We start from the raw sequence: 21,742 nt of genomic DNA, 5'->3' as shown, positions 1-21,742 counted from the left end.
CTTCGCGAGAGTCGAGCGACCGGATCAGCGCGGGCAGGTCATGAGGGGCTTCGGCCCCGACCGGTCGAACGTGTGCTCGCTCATCGGCGCCCCGCACAGCGGACACGCACGGTCGGTGCGCGAGGGCTCGGGTTCACTCTCGTAGGGGCCGACCGCGGCGGGACCCGCGACCCGGATCAGGCGGGAGTTGAACCAGGCGTACCAGCCTCCGGCCTCGCGCACCCGCTCTCTGAATGTGCTCATGATGTCAGGTGCTGGATGCCGATTCCGATGACGTAGATCGCCGCGCCGGCCCCGATCAGCAGCAGCGTGAGCGTCACGAACGCGAGCGCGAGGCCGTCGATCGGCAGCTCGCCCGTGCCGGTCAACCCCTCGTGCGCCCGCCGGTAGCGCGCCGAGGCGCGGATGTATCCCGCGGCCGCGGCCGCCACGCCGGCGACACCGAGCACCGCCGCGACGACGCCGATCGCCTCGCCCGCGAAGCGCACCACCACGGCGCTGGCCACCGCGAGCGCAAGACAGGTGCGACGCCACGCCAGCAGGGTCCGCTCGGGCTGCAGCCCGGGGTCGAACGGGATCCGCGAGGGCGTGGTCACCTGCGCCGCCCCCTCACCAGAAGAATCCGAGCGTCAACAGCACGACCCCGAGCACGACGCCGACGATGATGACGAGCCCCGTGCTAGGTGCGGGAAGCGCCTGGTTCTCACGGAGGGCACGCTCGGTGCGCAGCCACCCGACCCACGCCTGGACGGCGGCCAGCACCCCCAGCAGCACGAAGACGACCGCCGATGCGAGCCGGAACCCGGGCGAGATCGGAACCTGCAGCGCCTCCAGCGCCACCCCCGCCGCGAGCAGCGCGAGCGATGTGCGCACCCACGCCAGGAAGGTGCGCTCGTTGGCAAGACTGAACCGCGGATCCGGCTCGGATCCGCGCGAATACAGCGATCTGGGGAAGCGGTTCGTCATGGGCTCACCCCCGACCCTAGCGGGACCATAGGGTGAAGTCGTGTCCTCCGAAGCGCACTCCGGTCCCTCGATCGCCGCTCCCGCCTGCGGGTCGGAGCCCGGAGCGTGCGGCTGCGGGGCACCGTCACGGTCGGGCCTGCTGAACATCGACACGACGCGCACGAGCCGGGCACCGGCATCCATCCCCGGCGCGGGACGCCACACGATCGCCCAGGCGCAGGTGCCCGCCGGAACCTTCGTGATGGGCGACTCGTCGGGCCACCGCAACCCCGGCGACGGCGAGGTGCCGCTGCACGAGGTCACGCTCGCGGCGTTCGAGATCGACGCCACGACCGTCACCAACGACGACTTCGCGCGGTTCGTCGCCGACACCGGATACCGCACGGAGGCTGAGACGTTCGGATACTCCGCGGTCTTCCACCTCGCCCTCGCCGCCCCGCAGGACGACATCCTCGGCCAGCCGCCCGGCACGCCGTGGTGGTTCGGTGTCCGCGGCGCCGACTGGGCCCACCCGGGTGGGCGGAAGTCCTCGATCGAGGGCCTGGGCGATCACCCCGTCGTGCACGTCTCGCACACCGATGCCCTCGCCTACTGCGCGTGGGCCGGCCGGCGCCTGCCCACCGAGGCCGAGTGGGAGTACGCGGCGCGCGGCGGAATCACCTCGGCGACCTATCCGTGGGGAGACGACGAACCGGATGCCGGGGGCACATGGCGCGCGAACATCTGGCAGGGCGAGTTCCCCCGCACGAACACGCTCGAGGACGGCTTCCTCACCACCGCGCCGGTGCGCTCGTTCGCCCCCAACGGCTACGGGCTGTGGCAGAGCGTGGGCAACGTGTGGGAATGGTGCGCCGACTGGTTCGACCCGAACTACTACGCATCCTCGCCCGGTACCGATCCGCGGGGCCCCGCGCACGGCGAATCCCGCATCCTGCGCGGCGGCAGCTACCTCTGCCACATCTCGTACTGCAACCGCTACCGCAACTCGGCGCGCTCGCAGAACACGCCCGACTCCTCGATGGGCAACGCCGGATTCCGCACCGTCGGCGTGTGACGAGCGCACGCCCCCGGCGTGGTCACCAGATGACGCCGCCGCCGATGGAGATCCCGCCCCACGTCAGAGCGATGAAGATGCCGGCGAAGACGACGGGCGCGATGCCCTTGCCGCTGCGCGCGAGCCCCTTGAGCAGGGCGATGACGGCCAGGATCGCCGCGATGATCGACAGACCGCCGCCTAGAATCAGCCCGATGAACAGCGGAATGGGCATGAGGATCAGGCCCGCCAAGGCGACCCAGAATGCAAACCAGGCAGTCGAGTTCGAGCGGCGTGCGGCAACGTCTGACATGGGATCGATACTCTCAGACTTCTGCGGCCCGTACGCGCACCGGGCTGAGGACACTTCGAGCCGTTCGAGGGCATAGTTCCCCGTCGCCGTCGTCACCGAATCGCTCCCCCATCGCTTCAAAGATCTCCCCGCCGTCGCGCTCTACCCGCACACCACGTACACGCAGACCCGCAGAGTGACCGACGTCCTCACCCGACCTGGCCACCAACTCTGAGGAGAGAGTCGAGCACACCGACACCGCGAGCAGCGGGGTTGGCTCACCTCGATGCCCTCGCAACGCGTCTCGATGAGGCTCGTTCGCGTGAGCGTATGGGGGATCTGCGGGGGGCGATCCGCGGGAACCACGCGAAAGCCCCCGGAATCACAGGAATCTCGGGGGCCTAGCTTGGCGGAGACGGAGGGATTTGAAATCGCGCCGATGGCAACCGAGTCGAACCGAAACCGCGTGATCCCGCGGTTTCTGACCTCGCGATAGGTCTTCTCGATCAGGTGGGTTGGGCTTGATTCGTGGCAGAAACGTGGCGGCTGGCATGGATCAGTCCTGGCCTGCCGGGTTCGACTCGATGATGGCAAGCAGTCGCTCAGTCTGCACGAAGAAGCGGGCAGCGTCGGGACCGATCGCGTGACACACGCTGCGCATGTCCCGCCTCACTCTGCGGAGGTCGTACCGATGCAATGGCTCGAGATGGGCGACACGGTTTCGGAGTCCATGCACGTTCGCCACTCGGCTCACGACGCTGTCTGCTGACCAGGTACCCGGCCACGCGGGGAACGCGTTCCTGATGGCCACAGCCCACAGCTTCTGCTTCGACTTGTTCGCTTTCGACGGAAGAATGTACCGCCATGTCCCGAGCGACATCTGTGCGAGGACGTCATCATGACAGAGCGGACGCCCGTGCTCAGCGGCGATCCGTCGCGCCCGGGTGACCGCGTTCGCCAGTTCCGTCTGGTTGAGCGCGCGCAGAAGGTACGGGTGGGGTCTCAGCGCCCAGTCAGGCGTGCCGGCCATCGCGTCGTTCCAGATGCGAAGCTCACGATCGATGGCATTGCGCAGGATGAGCTCGAAGACGTGAATCGCCTCCATCGCCGCGCCCGCAGCGTGCACGTTCCATTCGAACAGCTCGTGCGCTCGTGCAAGATCACCGCCGGTGTCGACGAGAAGCCGCCGCAACCGTGGACCCCCGATGAATCGGGAACTCACAGGCTCGAGCGGCGACACACACGCTAGACTAGACGTACAAACACCGGACGCTCTGCGGATCGGTGCTTACTCATAAGGGGCCCGGCGCAAGCCGAGGCCCCTTATTCTTTGCGTCGAGATCGACGATTTCGACCTCGGGATCAGAGCACGACTCAGCACACCCCAGCCTCGCGAGCGCATAGCTCCAGGGGATGCGTTCCTGCTCGAGGCGGATGTTCCCCTCTGCGCTCAGCGTCTGCAGCGTCGCGCGTTCACCTGACGTAAGGAACTCGCACACGCCGACGTTCGGTTCGGGATCGATTCCCCAAAGGTCTCGATGATCGAACAGTGTCACAGACTCCATCAACGCTGAGGTTGCTTCGACTCCCCTAGCCCGGAGTCTGTTGAGAATGGCGAATCCATGGGAGTCGAGGTCGCCCCAGTAGGTGACTGTCCGCGCCCAGGGGAGGCGAGCGACGAGATCGACGCGATGGCCTCCGCCGTGCACGGCGATCGCGCCGGGCACATTCGGCATTGCGAGCACTGTGGCGAGGTTCTCGAAGACGAAGACTCGCTGAGGCTGCAACGGGATCCCTGCAAGGTCGTCGACGGGCGCCGACATGTCGCTGAGCCCTCGGAACGAGAGCGATGGGTCAAGCACGCGGATCCGCACCAGCGGTGACGGCTCGCGAAGGCCCAGACCGGATGCGCCGGTTCCCGCTCGATGCAGTGCCTCCACAAGTCCCCTGCGGGCTTCGATCCATTTGGTGTGGATGCCGCGGATCGGCAGTTCTCGGATCAGGAGACCAGATGCCGGGTTCTTGCGCACCCAAGTCAGCACATCGACGAGCCTGTCGAAATCGACACCATCGAGGTCGGCGACCGCGCGGGCATGGGTGCGGAGCACGTCGCCGGCGTCGGGACCGGTCATCCCTCTCAACTTGTCGAGTCGCGCCACCAGAAGTCTCCACCGATCCGCCTCGCCCGCAACTTGAGCGATCACGTCCGGACCGTGTAGGACCGCGCGAACCGGCACCTCCTGCGTTCCGATGCGCGACCAACTTCGGACGACCCACTCGAGTTCGATTCCCGAGCCTTCGCCGACGCCGCGCCAGGCGTCGACCCACTCTCGAACGAGATTGAGGTCGCTGAGCGCCTCCCGCTCCGTTGGCGGACGCAGTGGGACGTCGAGCACGATAGCGGTCTGTTGCTCGGCCGCCCACGTGCGCGCGTCGCGGTCGAAGAGCTTCTTCGCTCGCGCGCGCAGATCGGCTGGGGTGACGAGTGTGGTCACGCGCGAGACTCCGCGCGTGGCGTTGCGGTGACCTCTGGCTGATCGACGGAGAAGACCACGTTTGCCAGCCCTGACGCGCGGCGGTCGGGGTTCGAGACCGACGTGATCGCTCCGACGTAGGGCTCGAGGGTCTGGAGCAGCTTCTGAGGTGTCGCGAGGATCATGTGGAACCCGAACTCTCGGAAGACCTCCATGGCGTTGCGCGTGTATCGGCTGTCAGCTTTGTCGAACGCCTCGTCAAGCACGATCGAACCGAACCGCGGGACCTCGTCCTCTTCCTCGGTGAGCTGGTAGCGCAGCGCGGCGGCGAGGCAGAAGATGACGAGCTTCTGCCTCTGCCCGCCTGACAACCCCTCGGATGAGTCGTACACCCGCATGACCCTGCCGGTCACGTCCTTCTCGCGCGCGAGGAAGCTCACATGAAGCCTTGTGTCGAGCACACGGTTGCGCCAGTCGAGATCGACGCGATCCTTGGAGCCTAACCGTCCGATCACGCGCTGCAGCACGGCAAAGCGCTGCTCCGCGCCGGCAGCCGACTCGTCGGCCCAGTTACCTTCGACGATGCGACGCAGGTCGGAGAGGAACTCGTCGACCTCGGGGGTCCGTGTCGTCTTCACATCGATCTCGAGGAAACGATCCACTCCCTCGAACGGGGATCTTCCCAGTGAGGCGTTGACGGGGAGGACGCGTTCTCGGATGAGCCCAGGGGCGTCGCGGAGGTCACTGAGCAAGTGGGCGACGACATCCTGCGATCGCTCCCGCAACAGCTTGCGGAACTCGGTCTCCTTCTCGGGCAGGCCGCGGGCAAGAATCCCCTCCCGAAGTTCCCGGTACCCGTAGCGGTCGCCGATCTCGGCAGTCAGCTCAGCGGCTGCCGCAGGCCATCCGAGCCGGAATTCCGCCGCATGCCCGGCGAAACGGGCTTCAGCGTCCGCAGCACGGCTGGCGGCAGCATCCTTATCCTTCGAGAGCGCCGACTGCACTCTTCGTGCGACCTCGTCCACCGTCTCCAAGCTGATGGAGCGCCGCTCGGCACGGAACCGACCTTCGAGAGAATCGGCAACCCGCTCATCCACCGGATCGTGTGGGGCGGCATCGAGTTCCGCGATCTGCGCAGCGATTCCGTCGACGTAGCTGCGAGCCACCGCACGGCCCTCCAGAGCGCGCAAATGGTGCTGATTGGTGTCCATCAGCCGCTGCGTTGCACGTTCAGCGACGTCCTGGGCGTCACGGAGGGATCCCGACTCATTGGTGAGCTCCCGGAGCTCGTCAAGCCGAGCCGCCTTGACCGCGGCCGCGGACGCGACATCCACTCGGTCCCAGGTGAACTGCGAAACGCGTGCGAAGACGTCGCGCCGCGTCACCGCATCCTGATGGGCTGCGTCTGCCTCGGCATCCCGTGCGGCCGCCTCATCCATCGCCGCCATGGCTTGGCGACGACGCTCCAGCAACGCCTCGAGCCGGGCTTCTGTATCACCGCCCAGCACCCATCGAGTCGCGTCTTCGACGTCGTGGCGGTCGTCTTTCTCGTACCTGCGCGAGTTGCGCTTGACGAGACCACCGATCGTGACCCCACGTTCGACGTCGTCCAGCTCGTCGGGGTGCGAGACGCAGGCATAGTCGAACTCGGTGGCGATGCGCTTGCGAACATACGCCGCGAAGGGCCCGTCGCTCACCACGAGACGATGCACCAAGGACCGGGAATCCTTCGGGCGACGCGGCTCCTCGACTGAGTGCGGAACCGCCTCGATGACGAGCCGAACGCCAAGTGACCGCGACTCGGCGGCACGCCGGGCCGGCGCAAGGTGCTCGTCGCGTACGAGGAGGGTCGTTGCGAACGGGGCAAGCACTCGCTCAGCTGCGCCGCGCCAAGCGGAGTGCTGCTCGACGACCGAGATGAGTTCGCCGGCGAACGGCAGTGCCGAGACAGGCACGCCGATGGCGTCCGCGACGAATCGCCGAACTCGCAGAAGCTTCTCGTCGAGGTTGCTCCGGTGATCCCTCAGCGACTGAATCTGCTTCGTCACATCGTCCAGCGCCTTGCGCGACCGACTCGCGGCGTCGCGCACGTCAAATGGCACCGCGGGGATGTCGTGAGCAGCCTCCCCGACAGCCGCCGCGAGGAGCTCCGCGAACTGAGCCGAGTCCTCGGGCATCGGCGCTCCGATGCGCGCCAGCTCGGCGGCGAGCTGTGCCCGGTACTTCCTGGCGACGTCCTCGTCGCGCTGCGCACTCTCGATCCGCTCCTGCAACAGCTCCACGCGCGCACCGCCCTCGTCCCGCACCCGCGCCTTCGCGTTCTCCAACGCTTCGCCCGCCAATCGCTGCTCTCGCGCGGCATCGCTCAGCTCGCCTTCTGCGCGCGCCAGTGCGGCCCGTGCGGGGCCGGCCGCCTCTCGCGCCAGCCGAAGTTTGAGCGTCGCGGTGAAGGGCTCGACCGCATCGTGCAGCCCCGAGATCCCCGCCATCTCGACGCCCGCCAGGTCGAACGCCGTGATCGCCTCGTCGACCTTGCGAAGCGCGTCGACCTGTTTGCGCAAGTCGACCACGTGCTTGTGCGCGGCATCCAGCTCCGTGAACTGTTCGACTGCGGTCTCGGCGCGTGAGAATGTCAGCGGCTGATCGAGCATGAACCCTCGAAACAGTGCGTCGAGGGTTCCGAGGTTCTTAGCGGACTGCGTCTTGTGAAGAAGCTGGAGCGTCGCCTCCCCGCGGAAGCCGAAGTGTCGGACGACGCGCTCATGGAAGCGACCGTGCCGCCCTCCGGTCGTGATGAGCGCATCGGGGAAGGCCTTCGACATGCGGCGTGCATCGATGCCGCCTTCGACGTGCGGCTTCACGTCGAGAAGCTCCACTTGACCGCGCACGAAGATTCGCGCGTCCTTCAATGCCGACGGGTCGGTGCGCGATCCAGGCGCGTGGAACACACGCAACAGGACGACCGGTTCGTCGCGGAGGTTCTCATAGCGCAGCAGGATGCCGCCCCAGGTCGCCTTCGACCGAAGATATGTCGTCGTGGCCCGATCGGCGTTCTCGTCCGCTTCTTTGCTCCATGCCCCACGCACATAGCTCATCAGCGTCCGATCGCTCTGCCGGGAAGTGCCATCCTGGGCTGCCGCGTTGAGTCGAAGCCACCGATCGGGGGTGAGGACTGCGGCGATCGCATCGAGCAGCGACGACTTGCCCGATCCGGACGCCCCGGTGAAGAGGTGCCCGGCGCGTGCGACGTCGATCGCGATGTGTCCTGCGAACGTGCCCCAGTTGACCAGTTCGATCTGGGCAAGCCGCCACTGGCCGGGCCTGGTCTGATCGATCTCAGGCTCATCGGAAGGGAAAGTCAGCATTGTCATTCGGCCTGACCCTCGGTGTCCATAGGTAGCTCGGCACGTTCTCCTTCGCCCTCGCGGGCGATTCGCTGGTACTCCGCGGTGATCGCGCGGATCTGGTCAGCATCGACGAGAAGGCGGAGCACGGGCGAGATCTCCGCGCGATCGTCGCCGACCGCGTGCAGCACGCGGAGTTTGTTTTGCATCTTGTTCCACGACGAGTTGACTCGACTGGCGAAGTCCTTCTCGTCCCGATCAGCGGTGCGGAACACAGCAAGCTGCTCGAACACTTCCGCCTGCCCGACGATCACGCGCCCCCGGCCCTCCTCGCTCAGCAGTGTCTGCCGCAAGACAAGCAGCATCGCGGTATCCAGAAATGTCAGCGCCTCCGACCTCACCGCCTTCGGTGCATCGTCGGACGGTGCGTTGCGGACGAACGCGAACTCGTTGTCACGATCGATCACCAGTTCGAGGAAGAGGTCAGCGAGACGGGAGCGGATCAGACCCTCGTCGGTGAGGAGCACTGCCCACAGTTGCGCCTCCCGTGCGCCGGAGAGATACGGGCCGCGCACCAGACGCAGCAGCACACGTCTGGTGCGATCCGGAAGTTCACCCGAGTCGCCGCGCCAGAGGCCGGCGTGTTCGTCGGTTGCGGCATCCGCTGTCGTCGATTCGATCATGTCACCGCTCCTGTGAATCGGTGCGCGGCGATGATCGCCGCGCGCGCAACTCCGTCGGCGCCCTGCCACGAGAGCACCTCCGGCTCATCGTCGACGGTGCCCTGCTCGGCTGCGATCGAGAGCAGCCCGATCACGCTGCCGACCCCCTGCGTCGCGGGGTAGCGAGCGAGGACGTCCGCGACGGTGCACGACGGAGCCTCGGCAAGCAGATCGTTCACGTTGCGGGTCAGTTCGTCGAAGTCGATCTCGGTCTCCCGAGCGATCGCCCGCAACTCCTTGAGGCTCGCGAGGGACATCGTCTGCGTGACGACCTCCTCCGTAGCGGCGAACTCGGCCGGATCGTGAAGGTCGATGGCACCGACGCTCGATAGTGTCACGGCCGACAGATCTAGAGAAAGCGACGTCGGGTGCCACGGACGCGTGTGCGCGGCGGCTTCGACCCCCGCGTGCTGAGCCTCGCGCAGTAGAGTCCGTAGCACCCGGTCTCGCTGGTAGTCCTGCGACTGCACGTAGCGGCGCAGTGCCCGGGCGAACAACGTGATGACGTCATGAATTTCAGCGCTTCGACCCTTGAGCGTCGAAAGGAACGAGCGCAGCGCCCGGCGCTCGTCCGACGTGAGGTTGCGAGCGAATCCGCGGTCGAGAATGCGACGGATATCGGCCTCGAACGCGGCACCAAGCGCGGGGTCCAGCACGAGCTGTGCGAAAGCAGCGAAGCTGCGCCCGGCATCCGAGTCGGAGATGTGGTCGATTCCACGGAACACCTCATCGACGACCGAAGCCTGAGACACGTCGGACTCGACGATCTTCGTCCTCAGCGAAGTGTTGAGCGCCTCGAACTCGGCGCGGACCCGTGCAAAATCGTCGGGTACGTCCGCTGCTTGCCCCAGCACGTCTCGGACGCGTTCGAGCGCCCGGTCCTCGTCAATCGTGGCTTCGTCACCCGAGCGCAGGTTTTCGATCCGCCGCTCAATCCCCTCGATCTCTTCCTCGAGCAGCGCAATGCGCGCTGACACGTCGGGATCGGTGTCGATCGCGAGGCGATGTACTTGAGCTGCGAGACTCGCGAGACGCGACTCGGTAGCGCTCGATCGCGGGGCAGCGCGGCCCTGCAGAAAGCGGATTCCGGCGATCGCGTCAGGGGACAGCTCGAGCGTCTCACCGCGGGCTTCCGAGGACGGCCGACGCACCAGAAACCCCGCGTAGCGCCACTCCCCGCAATAGCCCTTCGCATTCAGCGGCAAGGACACCCCTTGCGCGCGGAGCCGCTCGAGATCGGCATCGATCCGTTCATACAGTTCCTCGGCGTCGACCCGGCGCTCGTCTCCACCAAGATGGACGCCGAGGAGACCGGCGATCACCGGCGCACTGTCCGCACGGAGAAGCTTCCACGCAGCATCGCGTTCAACAAGCTGGGCGAGCTCGAGGACGCGGGCGACGGCGGGCACGGGTCCATTCTGAAGGACGGCACCGACATCAGCTGATCCGGAGAGGGTTCGCTCGAACGGAGTCACCCGATGAGGTAGACCATTCCACGGCCGTCCGCCGCGAGCGATTCGACGAACTCCTGCGCCCGTCGTAGAAAACTGAGGACGTACCGGAGTTCATCCTCATCGTCGGCTCCGTGCCGGCTGCGCCAGGTCTGCGCCCACGTCCGCACCCGGGACTCGTCGACCGCGCAGAGGTGGTCGCGGATCGCCGGCACCTCTTCCGGCAGGATCGTCCTCACCCACGGGTCCCAGCCCATCTCGTGCATCGTCACGTTGCCTTCGAACATGCGATACGAGGAACCGACTTCGGGCCCACCCGAGTGCGGTTGCGTGAGCGACTGCAGAGCCGACCAGGCCTTGTCGAGGTAGAGCATCTCGTGCTTGGGCGAGGTCTGCTCGAACGTCGCGACGCTGACGCTCGCATGCGGTTCCATACCCCACGCGTCAGCGAGCGGGTCGCTGGAGAGGACGCTGTGCGGGTCGTCGACCGCCTGCTGCGCGAGGTCGGCGTCGAACGCGTATGCGTAGTATCTGATTCCCATGCGCCGATGATCCCGTTCGCAGAGAGGGCCGATCGCCCAGCATCGGGCGGATGGGGACAACGCGAACAGGCGTCGCTTTGTGGAGGAATGGCAGCGCCGAGGTCAAATGAGAAGACATCGTCTTCATTTCGAGCGCCCCAACGACGCCGGCACGGAGACCGAGGGATTCGCGCTCACGGTCGCCCGTTCAGCTCTGCCGAACTGGCCAACAGTACCGTCGGAGCTTCGCACATCGCCTGGGCGTCGGGCGCCGAGCTGCACTACCTGATCAGTAATCGCGACGCCGCAAACATGGCAGAAGTGACAGCTCGCGTGGCAGGAGCGATCAGAAATACGAATTGATCAGGGCTTTTTAGAGCGGAGACGGAGGGATTTGAAATCACGCCAATGACAATCGAACCCAACTCAAACCGCATGATTCCGCGGATTCTGACGTCGCCGACGTACTCCTGGATCAGGTCGACCGGGTTCGATTCGTGGCAGAAACGTGGCGAGTGTTCGGCGCGAAATCAGGTGGCCGCACTCGCCCTTTAGTCACGCGATCTGGAGACTACGCGGACGCAGCTTCGACCATCATCTCGGCGGCTTCGATCATGCCGTATCGATCTCGCAAGATGTCGAGAATCTCCTCGACGGTGAGCGCTGCACCGTAGCGGCCAGAACGACTCGCGATCTCCTGCACCGCGGCAAGTGCATGCCTTGGGTTGAGCGCGACAGTGTTCTTCGCGAACTCCCTGGCGCTGAGCACCTGAATGCCCGGCGGAATCTTGCCTGCAGGGAAGTCCTTCAGGTTCTCGGTGACGATCGCTCCGGCTCCCGCGATGACGGCCGCAGCGACCACATGCTCGTCATCCGGATCGGGAAGCCCGAACGTACCTTCCAGCGGCTCCCAGCCTTCGACCTCCGCGTCGGCGAACTCTCGCCGCATCGCGGCGATGAGGGTCGCTGCGCGGCTGGCCGCCTCCACTATGGGTATCCCCCGCTTCACGAGCTTGGCCTCCTCGTGGAACTCGAGTTCTTCGAGGATCGCCGAACTCCAGGTCGGTCGATACGCGCCCTCGACCGCGAGGGAAAGGAGGAAGTCGCGTTGCAGGCTTGGCCACAGCACGCTGGTGTCGAGGGTCGCCGTGAACACGACCCCATCCTGTCAGCCTGCGAAGTCAGAGTCGGGCAGCCCGCCTCGCTGCCACTGCCTTCCTAGCCGCTTTCAGGGCCTCGAGCGTCTGCTCGATGTTGTCTTCGTCGACGGGGTCGCGCGTGGCGGCGAGCATGTCGTACTGGCGCTCACGGCGGCGTTCGCGGTATTCGAGCAGATCCGCGAGGAGAACGCGCCGGTGTGTTCCCGCCTTCTCGAACGGGATCTCGCCCTCGTCGAGGAGCTTCACAATGGTCGGGCGGCTCACGTTCAGGAGATCCGCTGCCTGCTGGGTGGTGAGCCGTGTTGTCTGGGGTACAACTGACACGGCAAGCCCGCTCTGCATCGCGTCCACGATCTTGCGGAGAGCGAGGTAGACCTCTTCCGGAAGCTCCACCTGGTCACCTGGACGCGCCCCCGCAAGAAAGTACCTTGGCTCGGGAAGAGCCCGACCGGCGGCCTCATGGGCGGTGAGGAAGTCCAGCACAGGGGCAAGCTCGACTCCCCTGCTGGGAAGGTACGTCTCTTCAACAACTGCAGCGCGAGACACGGAGATCACCTCAATAAACGTAAACGCAGGTGGTTGCGTTTGTTGCGATTAAGGTACCACGCGTCACCGACAGGTCAATAGGAGCGCGCTGGAGCAACGATCAGATCCTCGTCAGGACACCCCGAGTCGTGCGAGCGCGTAGCTCCACGGAATGCGCTCCTGCTCGAGGCGTATGTTGCGGTACGTGTCGCCGGGCGCGGCCTCAGCCGGCGCCGCGGGGGCTGCGAGCGCGAGCGACGCGGCGACGGCTGCTGCTGCCGACGCCCCGCCCACCCGAGCCCACCGGCGGGCTCGGGTGTCGGAGTGGTGGGGAGATGACGTCATCGGCGTCTCCTTTCATTGAGGTCAGGCGGAGACTGTCACCCCTGCGGCGGTCAGGCGGCCACCCACCCACGAGACGGGCATCGGGTCGGTCACACCGCCGACGAAGCGGCCGTCGGCATCTTGGTGGCGGAATGCGAACAGCAGCCACTGGCCGTCGTCGCGACGCTGCAGCAGACGCCCGACGTAGAGCGTCTCGTCGGTGAGCGGGTAGGCGTCGTCGAGGTGGAACGGCCCGGTGAGGCTGTCCGCGGGCACCGCCCAGGTGCCGCCGCGGGCATCGCTGCGGGATGCCGTGGCGTGATCACCCAGGCACGAGAACAGCAACACGGGTGTGCCGTCGACGACCTCGACCTGCATCACTTCGAGCTGCCCGAACCCGGTCTCGCTCGGCGTCGACAGCGGCGGCTGCAGGGTCCATTCCCGCAGGTTCGGCGAGGTCGCATGCCCGATGACGCCCCGCCCTGCGGGGTCACCGTGCGGGGCGCGGGCGGTGATGTACATGTGCCAGCCGTCGCCGTTCGGGTCGGCGAAGACCCACGGGTCGCGGAACGCCTCGTCGTGCCAGGCGTCGTCGGCGAGGGTCTCGTACCACGGGCCCGATGCTTCGAGCACGGCACCGGGGTGCTTCGTCCACACCTCGAGGTCGGGTGAGGTCGCATACCCGATGCGCTGCACGTTCTTGCCGCCCTCGGCGAGCGTCGACCCCGTGTAGAACATGAACCAGGTGCCGTCGGGGTGGCGCACGGTCGAGCCGGTCCACGTGGCGAGGTCGTCGAACGCGGGGGCATCGCTGCGCACGAGTGCGTCGGGCACCTGCGTCCACGTCTCAAGGTCGGTCGAGACGGCGTGACCGATCGACGCGCGGTAGTGGCGCGCATCGGGGTCCTGCAGCGCGCGCGAGGCGTACAGGTAGAAGAGGTGGTAGCGCTCGCCGTCGTCGGCGAACCAGTAGTCCCAGACCCAGGAACCGGGAAGATCGAACACGCATCAGCCTTTCGTGGTGTGGGCGAGGCCCACGGAGTTGAGGAAATTGAGTTCGGCGGCGACCGGCGGGTCGGCACCGGGCCGCGACACGGTGATCGCGGCTGCTTCGGCGCACGCGAGCAGCACATGCTCGAGCACGCCGGGCGTGAGCGCCGCGATCGCGGCCCTCCTGTCTTCGGCACCCGATGTCGCCGCGAGCAGCGCGGCGACGAGGGTGCCCATGAACGTGTCGCCTGCGCCGACGGTGTCGACGACGGTGGTGTCGGCCGCCACGACACGGTGGCGTCCGTCCGTCCGATAGGCGGTGGCGCCGCCCGAGCCTGCCGTGACCACCACCAGCGTCGGCCCGCTCGCCAGCCATTCCCGTGCGACGTCGTCGATGTCGCGGTCGGGGTGCAACCACCGCACGTCCTCATCGCTGGCCTTCACGATGTCGGCCGCGGCGACCAGGCGCTGCACGCGATGACGCACGTCGGCGGGGTCGTCGACGAGTGCGGGGCGGATGTTCGGGTCGTAGCTGAGGAGGGTCCCCGGCATCCGGTGCTCGGCCAGTTCGACGACCAGATCCGCACCCGGCGTCAGCAGCGCAGCGACCGAGCCGACGTGCAGCACGTCGGCCGGCGCGAGCGCCGCGTCGACGGGCTCGCCGTCGATGTCGAACGTGTACTCGGCAGCTCCCGCCTCATCGAGCCGGGCGGTCGCCGTCGAGGTGCGCGGTGCAGCAGCGGCTTCGATCCGCACCCCCGAGTCGGAGAGCCACCGCCGCACCGCGCGTCCATCGGGGTCGTCGCCGAGGCGCGTGTGCAGCGCCACGTCGAGCCCCAGTCTGCCGAGGGTCAGGGCGACGTTCGCAGGACTGCCACCAGGGGCGCGATCGACGCTCCCGTCGATGCGGTGCACCACGTCGACGAGCGCTTCGCCGACGACGGCCACGCGCGCAGGCGGCGTCATCCCTTCACCCCGCTCGCGGCGATCGAGCTGACGAACGCCCGCTGGAAGATCAAGAACACGATGAGCACGGGCAGCGTGATCAGCGACGTGTACGCCATGACCTCGCCCCACGCGGTGTTGAGCTGGAAGAAGTACTGCATGCCGACCATGACCGGCCGCAGCTCCTCCTTCTGCACCACCATGAGCGGCCACAGGTACTGGTTCCACGCGGGCAGGAACGTGAGGATCGCGACCGTCGCGAACGCGGGACCCGACAGCGGCACCAGGATGCGACGGTAGATCGTGAACCAGCTCGCCCCGTCGATGCGCGCCGCCTCGTCGAGCGAGGTCGGGATCGTCGAGAAGTACTGCGCGAACAGGAAGATCGAGAACGCGTTCGCGACGAACGGCACGATCTGCACCTCGTAGGTGTTGAGCCAGCCGAAGTCGTACTTGAGCAGTCCGCCCTCCATCACGAGGGTGGGCAGCTGGGCGACCCAGTAGACCATCGGCACCGCGATCGTCTCGAAGGGCACGATGAGCGTCGCGATCACCATCGCCATGACGACGGCGCGACCCTTCCACCGCAGACGCGACAGTGCGAAGCCGGCCATCGAGTTGACGATGAGCCCGAGTCCCACGGTGAGCACCGTGATGAAGATCGAGTTGAACAGGAACTGCGCCACCGGCACCCGGTCGAAGACCCCGAAGTAGTTGTCGAGGCTGATGTCACCTGCCGGCACGAACGCCATCGGCGAGTCGACGTCCTGCAGGATCTGCGCGTCGGGCTTGAGGCTCGAGACGAACATGAACACGAGCGGGAACATGAAGATGATCCCGAACACGCTCATCGCGATGTAGGTGAAGATGCGGCCCCGCAGGCGCACACGGTGCTCGCTGGCGGGCGTCGCCGCGCGGCGCTGGCCGCTGCCGCGCGTGGTGACGGCACGGGTCGAGGTCGTATCGATGGCCATGTCAGTCCTTCTCTCGCGTCAGCCAGCGCTGGATGAGCGCGATGATCAGCACGGCGACGAAGAAGATCAGCGAGATCGCCGCCGCGTAGCCGATCTCCTGCTGCTCGTAGCCCTTGCGCACGGCGTGGAAGACGATCGTGGAGGTCGAGTTGACGGGACCGCCCTGCGTCATGACATCGACCTGCACGAACAGGCCGAGGGCCGCGATCGTGATGGTCACCAGGACGAACACCATCGTCGGGCGCAGGCCCGGCCAGGTGACGTTCGTGAACTGGCGCCACGGGCTCGCGCCGTCCATCTTGGCCGCCTCGTAGAGCTCTTCGGGAATGGTCTGCAGGCCCGAGAGCCAGATGATCATGTGGAACCCGACGGCCTGCCAGATCGACAGCACGATGATGGCGCCGAGGGCCGTGTCGGGGTTGTTGAGCCAATCGACGCCCGCCCACGCTCCGAAGGTGAGCGTGTCGATCATCGAGTTGATGAGGCCGTCCTTCTGGTACATGAACTTCCAGAGGATCGACACCACGACGATCGAGGTGACGACGGGGATGAAGAAGACGACGCGGAAGAACGTCGTCCCCCGCATCCGCCGGTTCACGAGTACGGCCAGCAGCAGGCCGAGGCCCGCCTGCACCGGCACGACGACCAGGGCGAAGACGAAGGTGTTCCACGCCGACTGCAAGAAGACGGGGTCGGTCGTGAAGACCCGGATGAAGTTGTCGAAGCCGACGAACCGCGGCGGGTTCGGCGAGATCAGTCGCGCGTTGGTGAACGAGAGCGTGAAGGCGAGGATCACCGGGATCACGAGGAAGAGCAGCAGCAGGAGCGCCGCGGGGGCGATCATGCCGAGGCCGGCCCAGGTCTCGCGTCCGCGTGCGCTGCGGATGCGGCGGGTCGCGCGCCGAGGCGTCTCGGCCGCGACCGTCGGGGGTGTGACAGTCATGGGAGTGCTTCCGTGGGGACCGGTGGGGGCGAGCGCCCCCACCGGTCAGGCGATCACTGGAATCCGTACCCGTCGTTCGACGCGATGTTGGCGTCGATCTCGGAGACGGCGCGGTCGAGGGTCTCTTGCACGTCGGCGCCGTTCATGATGTCTTTCGCAGCGGTCTCGAACGTGGTCGAGATGACCGCGTAGGCGGGCGTCTCGGGACGCAGCACGGCATACTGCTGCGAGAACTCGACGAAGTCGCGCAGGGCGCCGTCTTCACCGAAGTACTCGGATGCCGCGGCTGCCGACTCGGTGGCCGGGATCACGATCTGCTTGTCGGCGAAGGCGGTGATGTACTCGTCCTGGAAGCTGAACTCCAGGTACGCGCGTGCACCGTCTGCCTGCTCGCAGCTGGACGAGATGCCCCACTGCCACGAGCCGCCGCCGATCTTGGGGCCATTGCCGAGGTCGGGCGCCGGCAGGATGAGCAGGTCGTCGCCGACCTCCTCGAGCGCCGTCAGCGCGTTCCACACGCCGGTGTAGCTGAGCGCCACCTGGTCGTCGATGAACTCCTGGTTGCCGATCGTGCCGCTCGCGTTCGCGTAACCGTCGGCGAACAGCCCCTGGAACCACTCGCCCCACGCGACGGCATCCGCGCCGTTGAGCGCGCCGCCTGCGGAGAGCATCGTGTCGCGGTCGATGAGGTCGCCGCCGAAGCTCTGCAGGAACGGCGAGTACGCGTACGGCCACCACTCGCCGGTGTCTTCGGCGCCGATGTCGATGGGCGTCTCGTAGCCGGCATCCTTCAGCGTCGACAGGACGTCGGCGAACTCGTCTGCCGTCCAGGGCTCGTCGACCGTGGGAATGCGGATGCCGTTCTCATCGAGCACCGACTGGCGAGCGAAGATGCCGAGTGCGGCGTCCCAGTAGCCGGCCGAGTAGATCTCGTCGTCCCAGACACCCACCGCGGTGGGCAGCAGCGAGTCGGTGAGCTCGGTGGGCAGCTCGAGCGGCTGCAGGTAGCCCGCCCAGGCCCAGTTGGGCATGATCGGACCGTCGAGGTCGAGCAGGCAGGGCAGGTCGTTCGAGGCTGCCGCCGCGACGATCGCGTCGTTGTACGCGCCCTGCGGGAACGACTCGTGCACGACCTCGTACTCGTCCTGCGACGCGTTGAAGTCGGAGATGATCTGCTCGTAGACCTCGAGCTCGGCCTCGTTTCCGGCCGAGTGGGTCCACATGGTGAGCTGGGTGCGACCGTCCTCGGTGGTGGTGTCGCCCTGACCGGCCTGTCCGCAGCCGGCCAGTGCCAGAACGCTCACGAGCCCCGCTGCCGCGGCGACCCGCACGGGAGTGCGCTTCATTGTGCTTTCCTTTTCTTGTGATCGACGCCCGCGTCGATCACCGATCGGTGGTCGCGGTTCGCGACCGTTCGGTTGTGTGTGAAGCCCGTCGCCGGTTCTGTTTGCCGACGTGCGCCGGCGGCGGGCCCACGGAGTCTCGTCGCACGACGGGACACTCCATGTGGTGCACGGCATCCTTTTCACCCTCCGCGCGGATGCCGAGCGCGGCCTCCATCGCCCAGCGACCCATCTCGTAGTGGGGCAGGGCAACGGTGGTGAGGGGTGGGTCCTGTTCGGCCGCGACGAACTGCTGGTCGTCGAAGCCGACGACCGAGAGGTCGCGGGGGATGTCGAGGCCGCGGGCGTGCGCCGCGCGGTAGACGCCGGTCGCCATCCGGTCGTTGAAGCAGAAGAACGCTGTGGGGCGGATCGCTTCGGGCAGGTCGAGCAGCCTCTCGGCCGCGATGCGACCACCCTGGGGCGAGGTCTGCGCGGCGACGTGCCATGCGGGGTCGGGCTCGATGCCCGCCTCGGCGAGCGCCTCCAGGTAGCCCTCGTGACGCAGGCTCGCGGCGATCGGCGCATCTTCGTTGGTGTCGATGTATGCGATGCGCCGGTGCCCGGCTTCGGTGAGCGCACGCACCGCCGCACGACCGCCTTCGCGGTCGGCCGGCACGACGGATCGGTAGCCGCCGGCCGCGGGGCGGCAGTCGAGGAAGACGGCGTCGTCGGGAAGGCCGGCCGGGGTCGAGAGCACGCGATGCCACATCGCGGCGTAAATCATGGCGTCGACCCACTGCGCGCCGAGGGCACGGATCGCGTCGCGCTCGATGTCGACGTCACCGCCGGTGTCGACGAGAAACAGCAGGTGCGAGTGCTCGCGGGCGACGTCCTGCGCACCGGCGAGCATGCGTCCGGCGAACGGCGTCGTCGCGATCTGGTCGGAGATGAGCCCGACGGTGCGGGTGCGCTGCGTGCGCAGGCTGCGGGCGACGGAGCTGGGCTGGTAGCCGACCTGCTCCGCGGCGGCACGCACCCGCTCACGCGTGGCTTCGGGGATACGCGATTCGACGTCGTTCATGACGAGCGAGACGGTCGATACCGACACGCCCGCCGCCGCTGCGACGTCGGAAATGCGAACCCTGCCCACTCCTGCTCCTCGTTGAGTCGATGGTGGCGATATCCCGCTAGAGGAATCTGCTAAATCGATTGACCAATCGGTCAGGATGATTATGCACACGCCGCCCCACTGCCGTCAAGTCCAGCTAGACGCATTCATTGGCGGGATGCTAAGCCCCGATCCACCGATGAGCCTCGGGGTGGCTGGGCTGGCGTGATCGGTGTGCGGTGACGCGTCTTGGGCATGGCGGAGTTCCGGGCGTCGCATCCCGGTCGTCCACGTTGTCCTCGGTCATGCCGCGGTCGCGGCGATGGTCAGCTGGCCGTTGCCGGTGGTGGTGCGTGCGTGCTCGTGAAGAGCCTGTCGAATGCGATCTGCCAGGGCCACGCTTCGGGCAGGTGCAGCGTGATCCTCCGTGCGGAACGTGCCAGTCGTGCCGGCACTGAGATGAGGGTGCGTCGGATCGTCGCGGTCGTCGCTTTCGCGAGTCGGCCGCCGCGGTCGGCGAGGATTCCGGCGGCACGGGTGAGGTTGAACGCGATCACGGCGAGCACGAGCCAGGCGCTGTTCGCGGCGAACACCCCGGACGGGAGGTGAGCGAGGGGCCCTTGTTTGAGGTCGGCGTGGACTTGCTCGATGATCGCGTGAGCGCGGTGGGTCTTGTCCGCGACCACCGTGCCCAGCGCTTCTTTCGCTGTGGTGGTGAAGAACGCGTGATGCCGGAAGACATCGAACAGCGTCGGCTGCTCCACCCGCGTCGGATTGAGGTCGGGGATGCGCCGGACCACGAGCCGACCATCGATGCGTTCGGCCTTCTTCCGGGAGCGGAACGCGGTGAACGGCACCTCGGCGACCTCGGCTTTCGAGATCCACCGGCCGGTGGACTCGTCGCGGATCGCGTTCGGGTACTCGATCGTCTCCCACGCGTCCTCGCCTATGGTCGCGATCGCCGCTTTCACCGCGGGGTCCATCCGGACCGTGACCGACACGTCCGCGCCGGCCTTGATCGCGGTGCCGACGGTCGCATAGCCGTAGAACGCGGAGTCCGCCCGCAGCAGTGGCCGCGCTCCGTTCCCGAGATTCATCCGGCGGAGAGTGGCGAGGGCGTCGCCGACGATCCGTGCAGCTCCTTTCGGGGACCCGGTCTTGCCCTGCCGCAGCCGCTGGCCGAGGATCACCGGCGCCGACGCCGACGTTGATGCCGTGGCGAGAAGGGCATTCAGGCCGCGGACGCCGGAGTACCCGAACCCGGCGCCCTGCTTCTGGTATCCGTGGACCTCGATGATCGTGTCGTCCAGATCCACCATCACCCGCTCGCCGGCGGAGATCTGCAGAAGTGGCGCGTTGACGGCGAGGTTCTGGACGACGCGGGTTGCGACGGCGTCGAGCTGCCGGACGTGGCCGAACCGGAACTCACGCAGGAACGATCCCAGCGTCGACGGCGCATACGTCCTGTCGAACAGTCGGCCCATCCCACCGTGGCGGAGCACGTTCATGTCGTCGATCGAGTCCGCCCCCGCGAGCATCCCCGCGACCAGTGCGGAGACCTTCGCGCCGGCGTTCGAGCCCTTGTCAGTCGGGACGCTCAGCCGCTCTTGAGCCAGTTCCATCAGCCCTGCGTGCTGCGCGAGTCGCAGCATCGGGACCAGCCCGGCGGCCGACACGAGATTCGGGTCATCGAAGACCGCTGACACCGCGGCAGGGGCATGCTTGAATTGCATCTACGAGATGCCTCTCGGATCGGTCGAACAGTGGCCTAGACAATCACTATTCTTCCCGGTCAGAGGGGCATTTCCGTGTCACGGCACCCGCTCAACACCTCACTACATCGGTGGATCGAGGCTAAGTCGTCCACCCATTGATCACGTTCACCGACTTCGCGCCGCCCCTCCCCTGCCACTTGGTTGACGGAAATTGCGGGCTCTTCAGCTCGTCAGCTCGCGCGGGATCCGCTGCCGCCAGCAACCCAATCCTGCGTAGCGCCTCGGGATGAACGAGCGCCCATTCCGACCGAGCGGAGTCCGGCGACGCGGTCACGGAGAGTTGGGCACGCATTCTCCGCGGCGTGATTCACCGCCACTGCGGTCGCTCGCATCTTCGGCGCGTTCGCGACCGAGCCCGCCGTGCCGCTCAAGCGATGGCACGCAAGCACACAAGGAGACGGAGGGATTCGCGCTCTCGGTCCCGCGCCGAAGCGGCCGAAGCGGCAAGTCGAACGACCGCGCGGCGAGCAGAAAGCTACGTGCGATCGCACATGATCGCCAGAATGCTCAACACCAACCCCGTTAGGAACGTGGCAGAAATGGCAGATTTCGTGGCAGGTGGTGACAAAAAAGCTTCTGATCAGGACTTTTTCGAGCGGAGACGGAGGGATTTGAACTCCTTGCGCAGCGGCCCTACTCGATCAGATGAGCGGGTTCGGACCCAACTGACGCGGCACAGGTCGACTGGACGCCCTCTTCGCTTGTACTCGTTTCCGCTCAATGTTTCTCAAGTTGTTCTCAGTTCGACGGTCAGCTCGAGGACGACAGGTACGTCCCGTCCCCTAGAAATCTCAATCGTGGACCGCACCTGCTGATAGACCGGCGTCCACAAATCAACCTCGACTTCGGGTGACTCGATGCTGACGATCA

Annotated in this window: 21 protein-coding genes; 1 reads left to right on the top strand and 20 read right to left on the bottom strand. The window is 66.8% G+C overall.

Annotated elements, in window-relative coordinates; genetic code table 11:
• Window positions 1-24: 24 nt before the first annotated feature.
• From AB2L57_RS03910 to AB2L57_RS03900, 3 genes are read right to left on the bottom strand one after another with little or no spacing between them, the layout of a single operon-like run.
• Window positions 25-243 carry a hypothetical protein gene (locus tag AB2L57_RS03910; RefSeq protein WP_292811309.1) on the bottom strand — a complete coding sequence of 73 codons (219 nt, stop codon included), beginning with the start codon at window positions 241-243 and terminating at the stop codon, window positions 25-27.
• The gene (locus AB2L57_RS03905) at window positions 240-596 is read right to left on the bottom strand and encodes a DUF202 domain-containing protein (RefSeq protein WP_292811311.1); all 357 of its coding nucleotides are present in this window, start codon (window positions 594-596) and stop codon (window positions 240-242) included. Before AB2L57_RS03905 ends, AB2L57_RS03910 begins: the two co-directional genes overlap by 4 nt.
• Before the next feature lie 13 nt (window positions 597-609).
• Window positions 610-966 (bottom strand): YidH family protein, encoded by a 357-nt coding sequence (locus AB2L57_RS03900; RefSeq protein WP_292811313.1) that lies wholly within the window; start codon window positions 964-966, stop codon window positions 610-612.
• Between the two features lie 220 nt (window positions 967-1,186).
• On the opposite strand from AB2L57_RS03900, the gene AB2L57_RS03895 reads away from it, so the two are divergent.
• Entirely contained in the window at window positions 1,187-2,020 is an 834-nt protein-coding gene (locus AB2L57_RS03895) for a formylglycine-generating enzyme family protein (RefSeq protein ID WP_409048673.1), read from the top strand.
• Window positions 2,021-2,042: 22 nt separating this feature from the next.
• Here the strand turns inward: AB2L57_RS03895 and AB2L57_RS03890 are convergent, their stop codons facing one another.
• From AB2L57_RS03890 to AB2L57_RS03810, 17 genes are all read right to left on the bottom strand, one after another.
• On the bottom strand, window positions 2,043-2,408 hold the full coding sequence (locus AB2L57_RS03890; RefSeq protein ID WP_409048114.1) for a hypothetical protein: 366 nt from the start codon (window positions 2,406-2,408) through the stop codon (window positions 2,043-2,045).
• A gap of 439 nt (window positions 2,409-2,847) precedes the next feature.
• Window positions 2,848-3,531 (bottom strand): hypothetical protein, encoded by a 684-nt coding sequence (locus AB2L57_RS03885; protein WP_292811317.1) that lies wholly within the window; start codon window positions 3,529-3,531, stop codon window positions 2,848-2,850.
• Between the two features lie 52 nt (window positions 3,532-3,583).
• On the bottom strand, window positions 3,584-4,786 hold the full coding sequence (locus AB2L57_RS03880; protein WP_292811319.1) for a DUF3322 domain-containing protein: 1,203 nt from the start codon (window positions 4,784-4,786) through the stop codon (window positions 3,584-3,586).
• On the bottom strand, window positions 4,783-8,136 hold the full coding sequence (locus AB2L57_RS03875; protein WP_409048113.1) for an ATP-binding protein: 3,354 nt from the start codon (window positions 8,134-8,136) through the stop codon (window positions 4,783-4,785). The genes AB2L57_RS03880 and AB2L57_RS03875 overlap by 4 nt, the downstream gene beginning before the upstream one ends.
• Complete coding sequence (locus AB2L57_RS03870; RefSeq protein WP_409048112.1) at window positions 8,133-8,792, bottom strand: DUF4194 domain-containing protein; 660 nt, start codon at window positions 8,790-8,792, stop codon at window positions 8,133-8,135. Before AB2L57_RS03870 ends, AB2L57_RS03875 begins: the two co-directional genes overlap by 4 nt.
• Window positions 8,789-10,240 carry a DUF3375 domain-containing protein gene (locus AB2L57_RS03865; protein ID WP_409048111.1) on the bottom strand — a complete coding sequence of 484 codons (1,452 nt, stop codon included), beginning with the start codon at window positions 10,238-10,240 and terminating at the stop codon, window positions 8,789-8,791. The genes AB2L57_RS03870 and AB2L57_RS03865 overlap by 4 nt, the downstream gene beginning before the upstream one ends.
• Window positions 10,241-10,302: 62 nt before the next feature.
• Window positions 10,303-10,824 (bottom strand): DUF1877 family protein, encoded by a 522-nt coding sequence (locus AB2L57_RS03860; protein ID WP_409048110.1) that lies wholly within the window; start codon window positions 10,822-10,824, stop codon window positions 10,303-10,305.
• A 550-nt stretch (window positions 10,825-11,374) separates the two neighbouring features.
• Window positions 11,375-11,959, bottom strand: coding sequence for a PIN domain-containing protein (locus tag AB2L57_RS03855; RefSeq protein ID WP_409048109.1), 585 nt, complete (start codon window positions 11,957-11,959; stop codon window positions 11,375-11,377).
• A 25-nt stretch (window positions 11,960-11,984) separates the two neighbouring features.
• Complete coding sequence (locus AB2L57_RS03850) at window positions 11,985-12,518, bottom strand: helix-turn-helix domain-containing protein (protein ID WP_409048108.1); 534 nt, start codon at window positions 12,516-12,518, stop codon at window positions 11,985-11,987.
• Window positions 12,519-12,620: 102 nt separating this feature from the next.
• On the bottom strand, window positions 12,621-12,833 hold the full coding sequence (locus AB2L57_RS03845) for a hypothetical protein (protein ID WP_292809975.1): 213 nt from the start codon (window positions 12,831-12,833) through the stop codon (window positions 12,621-12,623).
• A 21-nt stretch (window positions 12,834-12,854) separates the two neighbouring features.
• Window positions 12,855-13,817: a glycoside hydrolase family 68 protein gene (locus AB2L57_RS03840; protein WP_292809973.1), complete on the bottom strand. Its 963-nt coding sequence runs from the start codon at window positions 13,815-13,817 to the stop codon at window positions 12,855-12,857.
• A 3-nt stretch (window positions 13,818-13,820) separates the two neighbouring features.
• Window positions 13,821-14,768 (bottom strand): carbohydrate kinase, encoded by a 948-nt coding sequence (locus AB2L57_RS03835; protein ID WP_283716201.1) that lies wholly within the window; start codon window positions 14,766-14,768, stop codon window positions 13,821-13,823.
• A complete protein-coding gene (locus AB2L57_RS03830; protein WP_283716200.1) occupies window positions 14,765-15,721 on the bottom strand; it encodes a carbohydrate ABC transporter permease in 957 nt (318 codons plus the stop codon). The genes AB2L57_RS03835 and AB2L57_RS03830 overlap by 4 nt, the downstream gene beginning before the upstream one ends.
• 1 nt (window position 15,722) lies before the next feature.
• Window positions 15,723-16,664, bottom strand: a complete 942-nt coding sequence (locus AB2L57_RS03825) for a carbohydrate ABC transporter permease (RefSeq protein WP_292809968.1) — start codon at window positions 16,662-16,664, stop codon at window positions 15,723-15,725.
• Between the two features lie 53 nt (window positions 16,665-16,717).
• Window positions 16,718-18,010: an extracellular solute-binding protein gene (locus tag AB2L57_RS03820; protein ID WP_292809966.1), complete on the bottom strand. Its 1,293-nt coding sequence runs from the start codon at window positions 18,008-18,010 to the stop codon at window positions 16,718-16,720.
• 37 nt (window positions 18,011-18,047) lie between these two features.
• A complete protein-coding gene (locus tag AB2L57_RS03815) occupies window positions 18,048-19,139 on the bottom strand; it encodes a LacI family DNA-binding transcriptional regulator (RefSeq protein ID WP_292809964.1) in 1,092 nt (363 codons plus the stop codon).
• A 284-nt stretch (window positions 19,140-19,423) separates the two neighbouring features.
• Window positions 19,424-20,830, bottom strand: coding sequence for an IS1380 family transposase (locus AB2L57_RS03810; RefSeq protein WP_409047074.1), 1,407 nt, complete (start codon window positions 20,828-20,830; stop codon window positions 19,424-19,426).
• Window positions 20,831-21,742 lie beyond the last annotated feature (912 nt).

It is taken from the genome of Microbacterium sp. HA-8 (assembly GCF_046111165.1).
Taxonomy (GTDB): Bacteria; Actinomycetota; Actinomycetes; order Actinomycetales; family Microbacteriaceae; genus Microbacterium.
The sequence above is the reverse complement of the archived record's forward strand: the minus strand, read 5'-3'. Positions and strand labels throughout refer to the sequence as shown.

What these genes read in the sequence shown, in the direction of transcription:
- AB2L57_RS03860 (WP_409048110.1), bottom strand. Translation starts at nt 10,824, where the DNA reads ATGGGAATCAGATACTACGCATACGCGTTCGACGCCGACCTCGCGCAG.
- AB2L57_RS03900 (WP_292811313.1), bottom strand. Translation starts at nt 966, where the DNA reads ATGACGAACCGCTTCCCCAGATCGCTGTATTCGCGCGGATCCGAGCCG.
- AB2L57_RS03810 (WP_409047074.1), bottom strand. Translation starts at nt 20,830, where the DNA reads ATGCAATTCAAGCATGCCCCTGCCGCGGTGTCAGCGGTCTTCGATGAC.
- AB2L57_RS03845 (WP_292809975.1), bottom strand. Translation starts at nt 12,833, where the DNA reads ATGACGTCATCTCCCCACCACTCCGACACCCGAGCCCGCCGGTGGGCT.
- AB2L57_RS03835 (WP_283716201.1), bottom strand. Translation starts at nt 14,768, where the DNA reads ATGACGCCGCCTGCGCGCGTGGCCGTCGTCGGCGAAGCGCTCGTCGAC.
- AB2L57_RS03875 (WP_409048113.1), bottom strand. Translation starts at nt 8,136, where the DNA reads ATGACAATGCTGACTTTCCCTTCCGATGAGCCTGAGATCGATCAGACC.
- AB2L57_RS03910 (WP_292811309.1), bottom strand. Translation starts at nt 243, where the DNA reads ATGAGCACATTCAGAGAGCGGGTGCGCGAGGCCGGAGGCTGGTACGCC.
- AB2L57_RS03830 (WP_283716200.1), bottom strand. Translation starts at nt 15,721, where the DNA reads ATGGCCATCGATACGACCTCGACCCGTGCCGTCACCACGCGCGGCAGC.
- AB2L57_RS03820 (WP_292809966.1), bottom strand. Translation starts at nt 18,010, where the DNA reads ATGAAGCGCACTCCCGTGCGGGTCGCCGCGGCAGCGGGGCTCGTGAGC.
- AB2L57_RS03825 (WP_292809968.1), bottom strand. Translation starts at nt 16,664, where the DNA reads ATGACTGTCACACCCCCGACGGTCGCGGCCGAGACGCCTCGGCGCGCG.
- AB2L57_RS03870 (WP_409048112.1), bottom strand. Translation starts at nt 8,792, where the DNA reads ATGATCGAATCGACGACAGCGGATGCCGCAACCGACGAACACGCCGGC.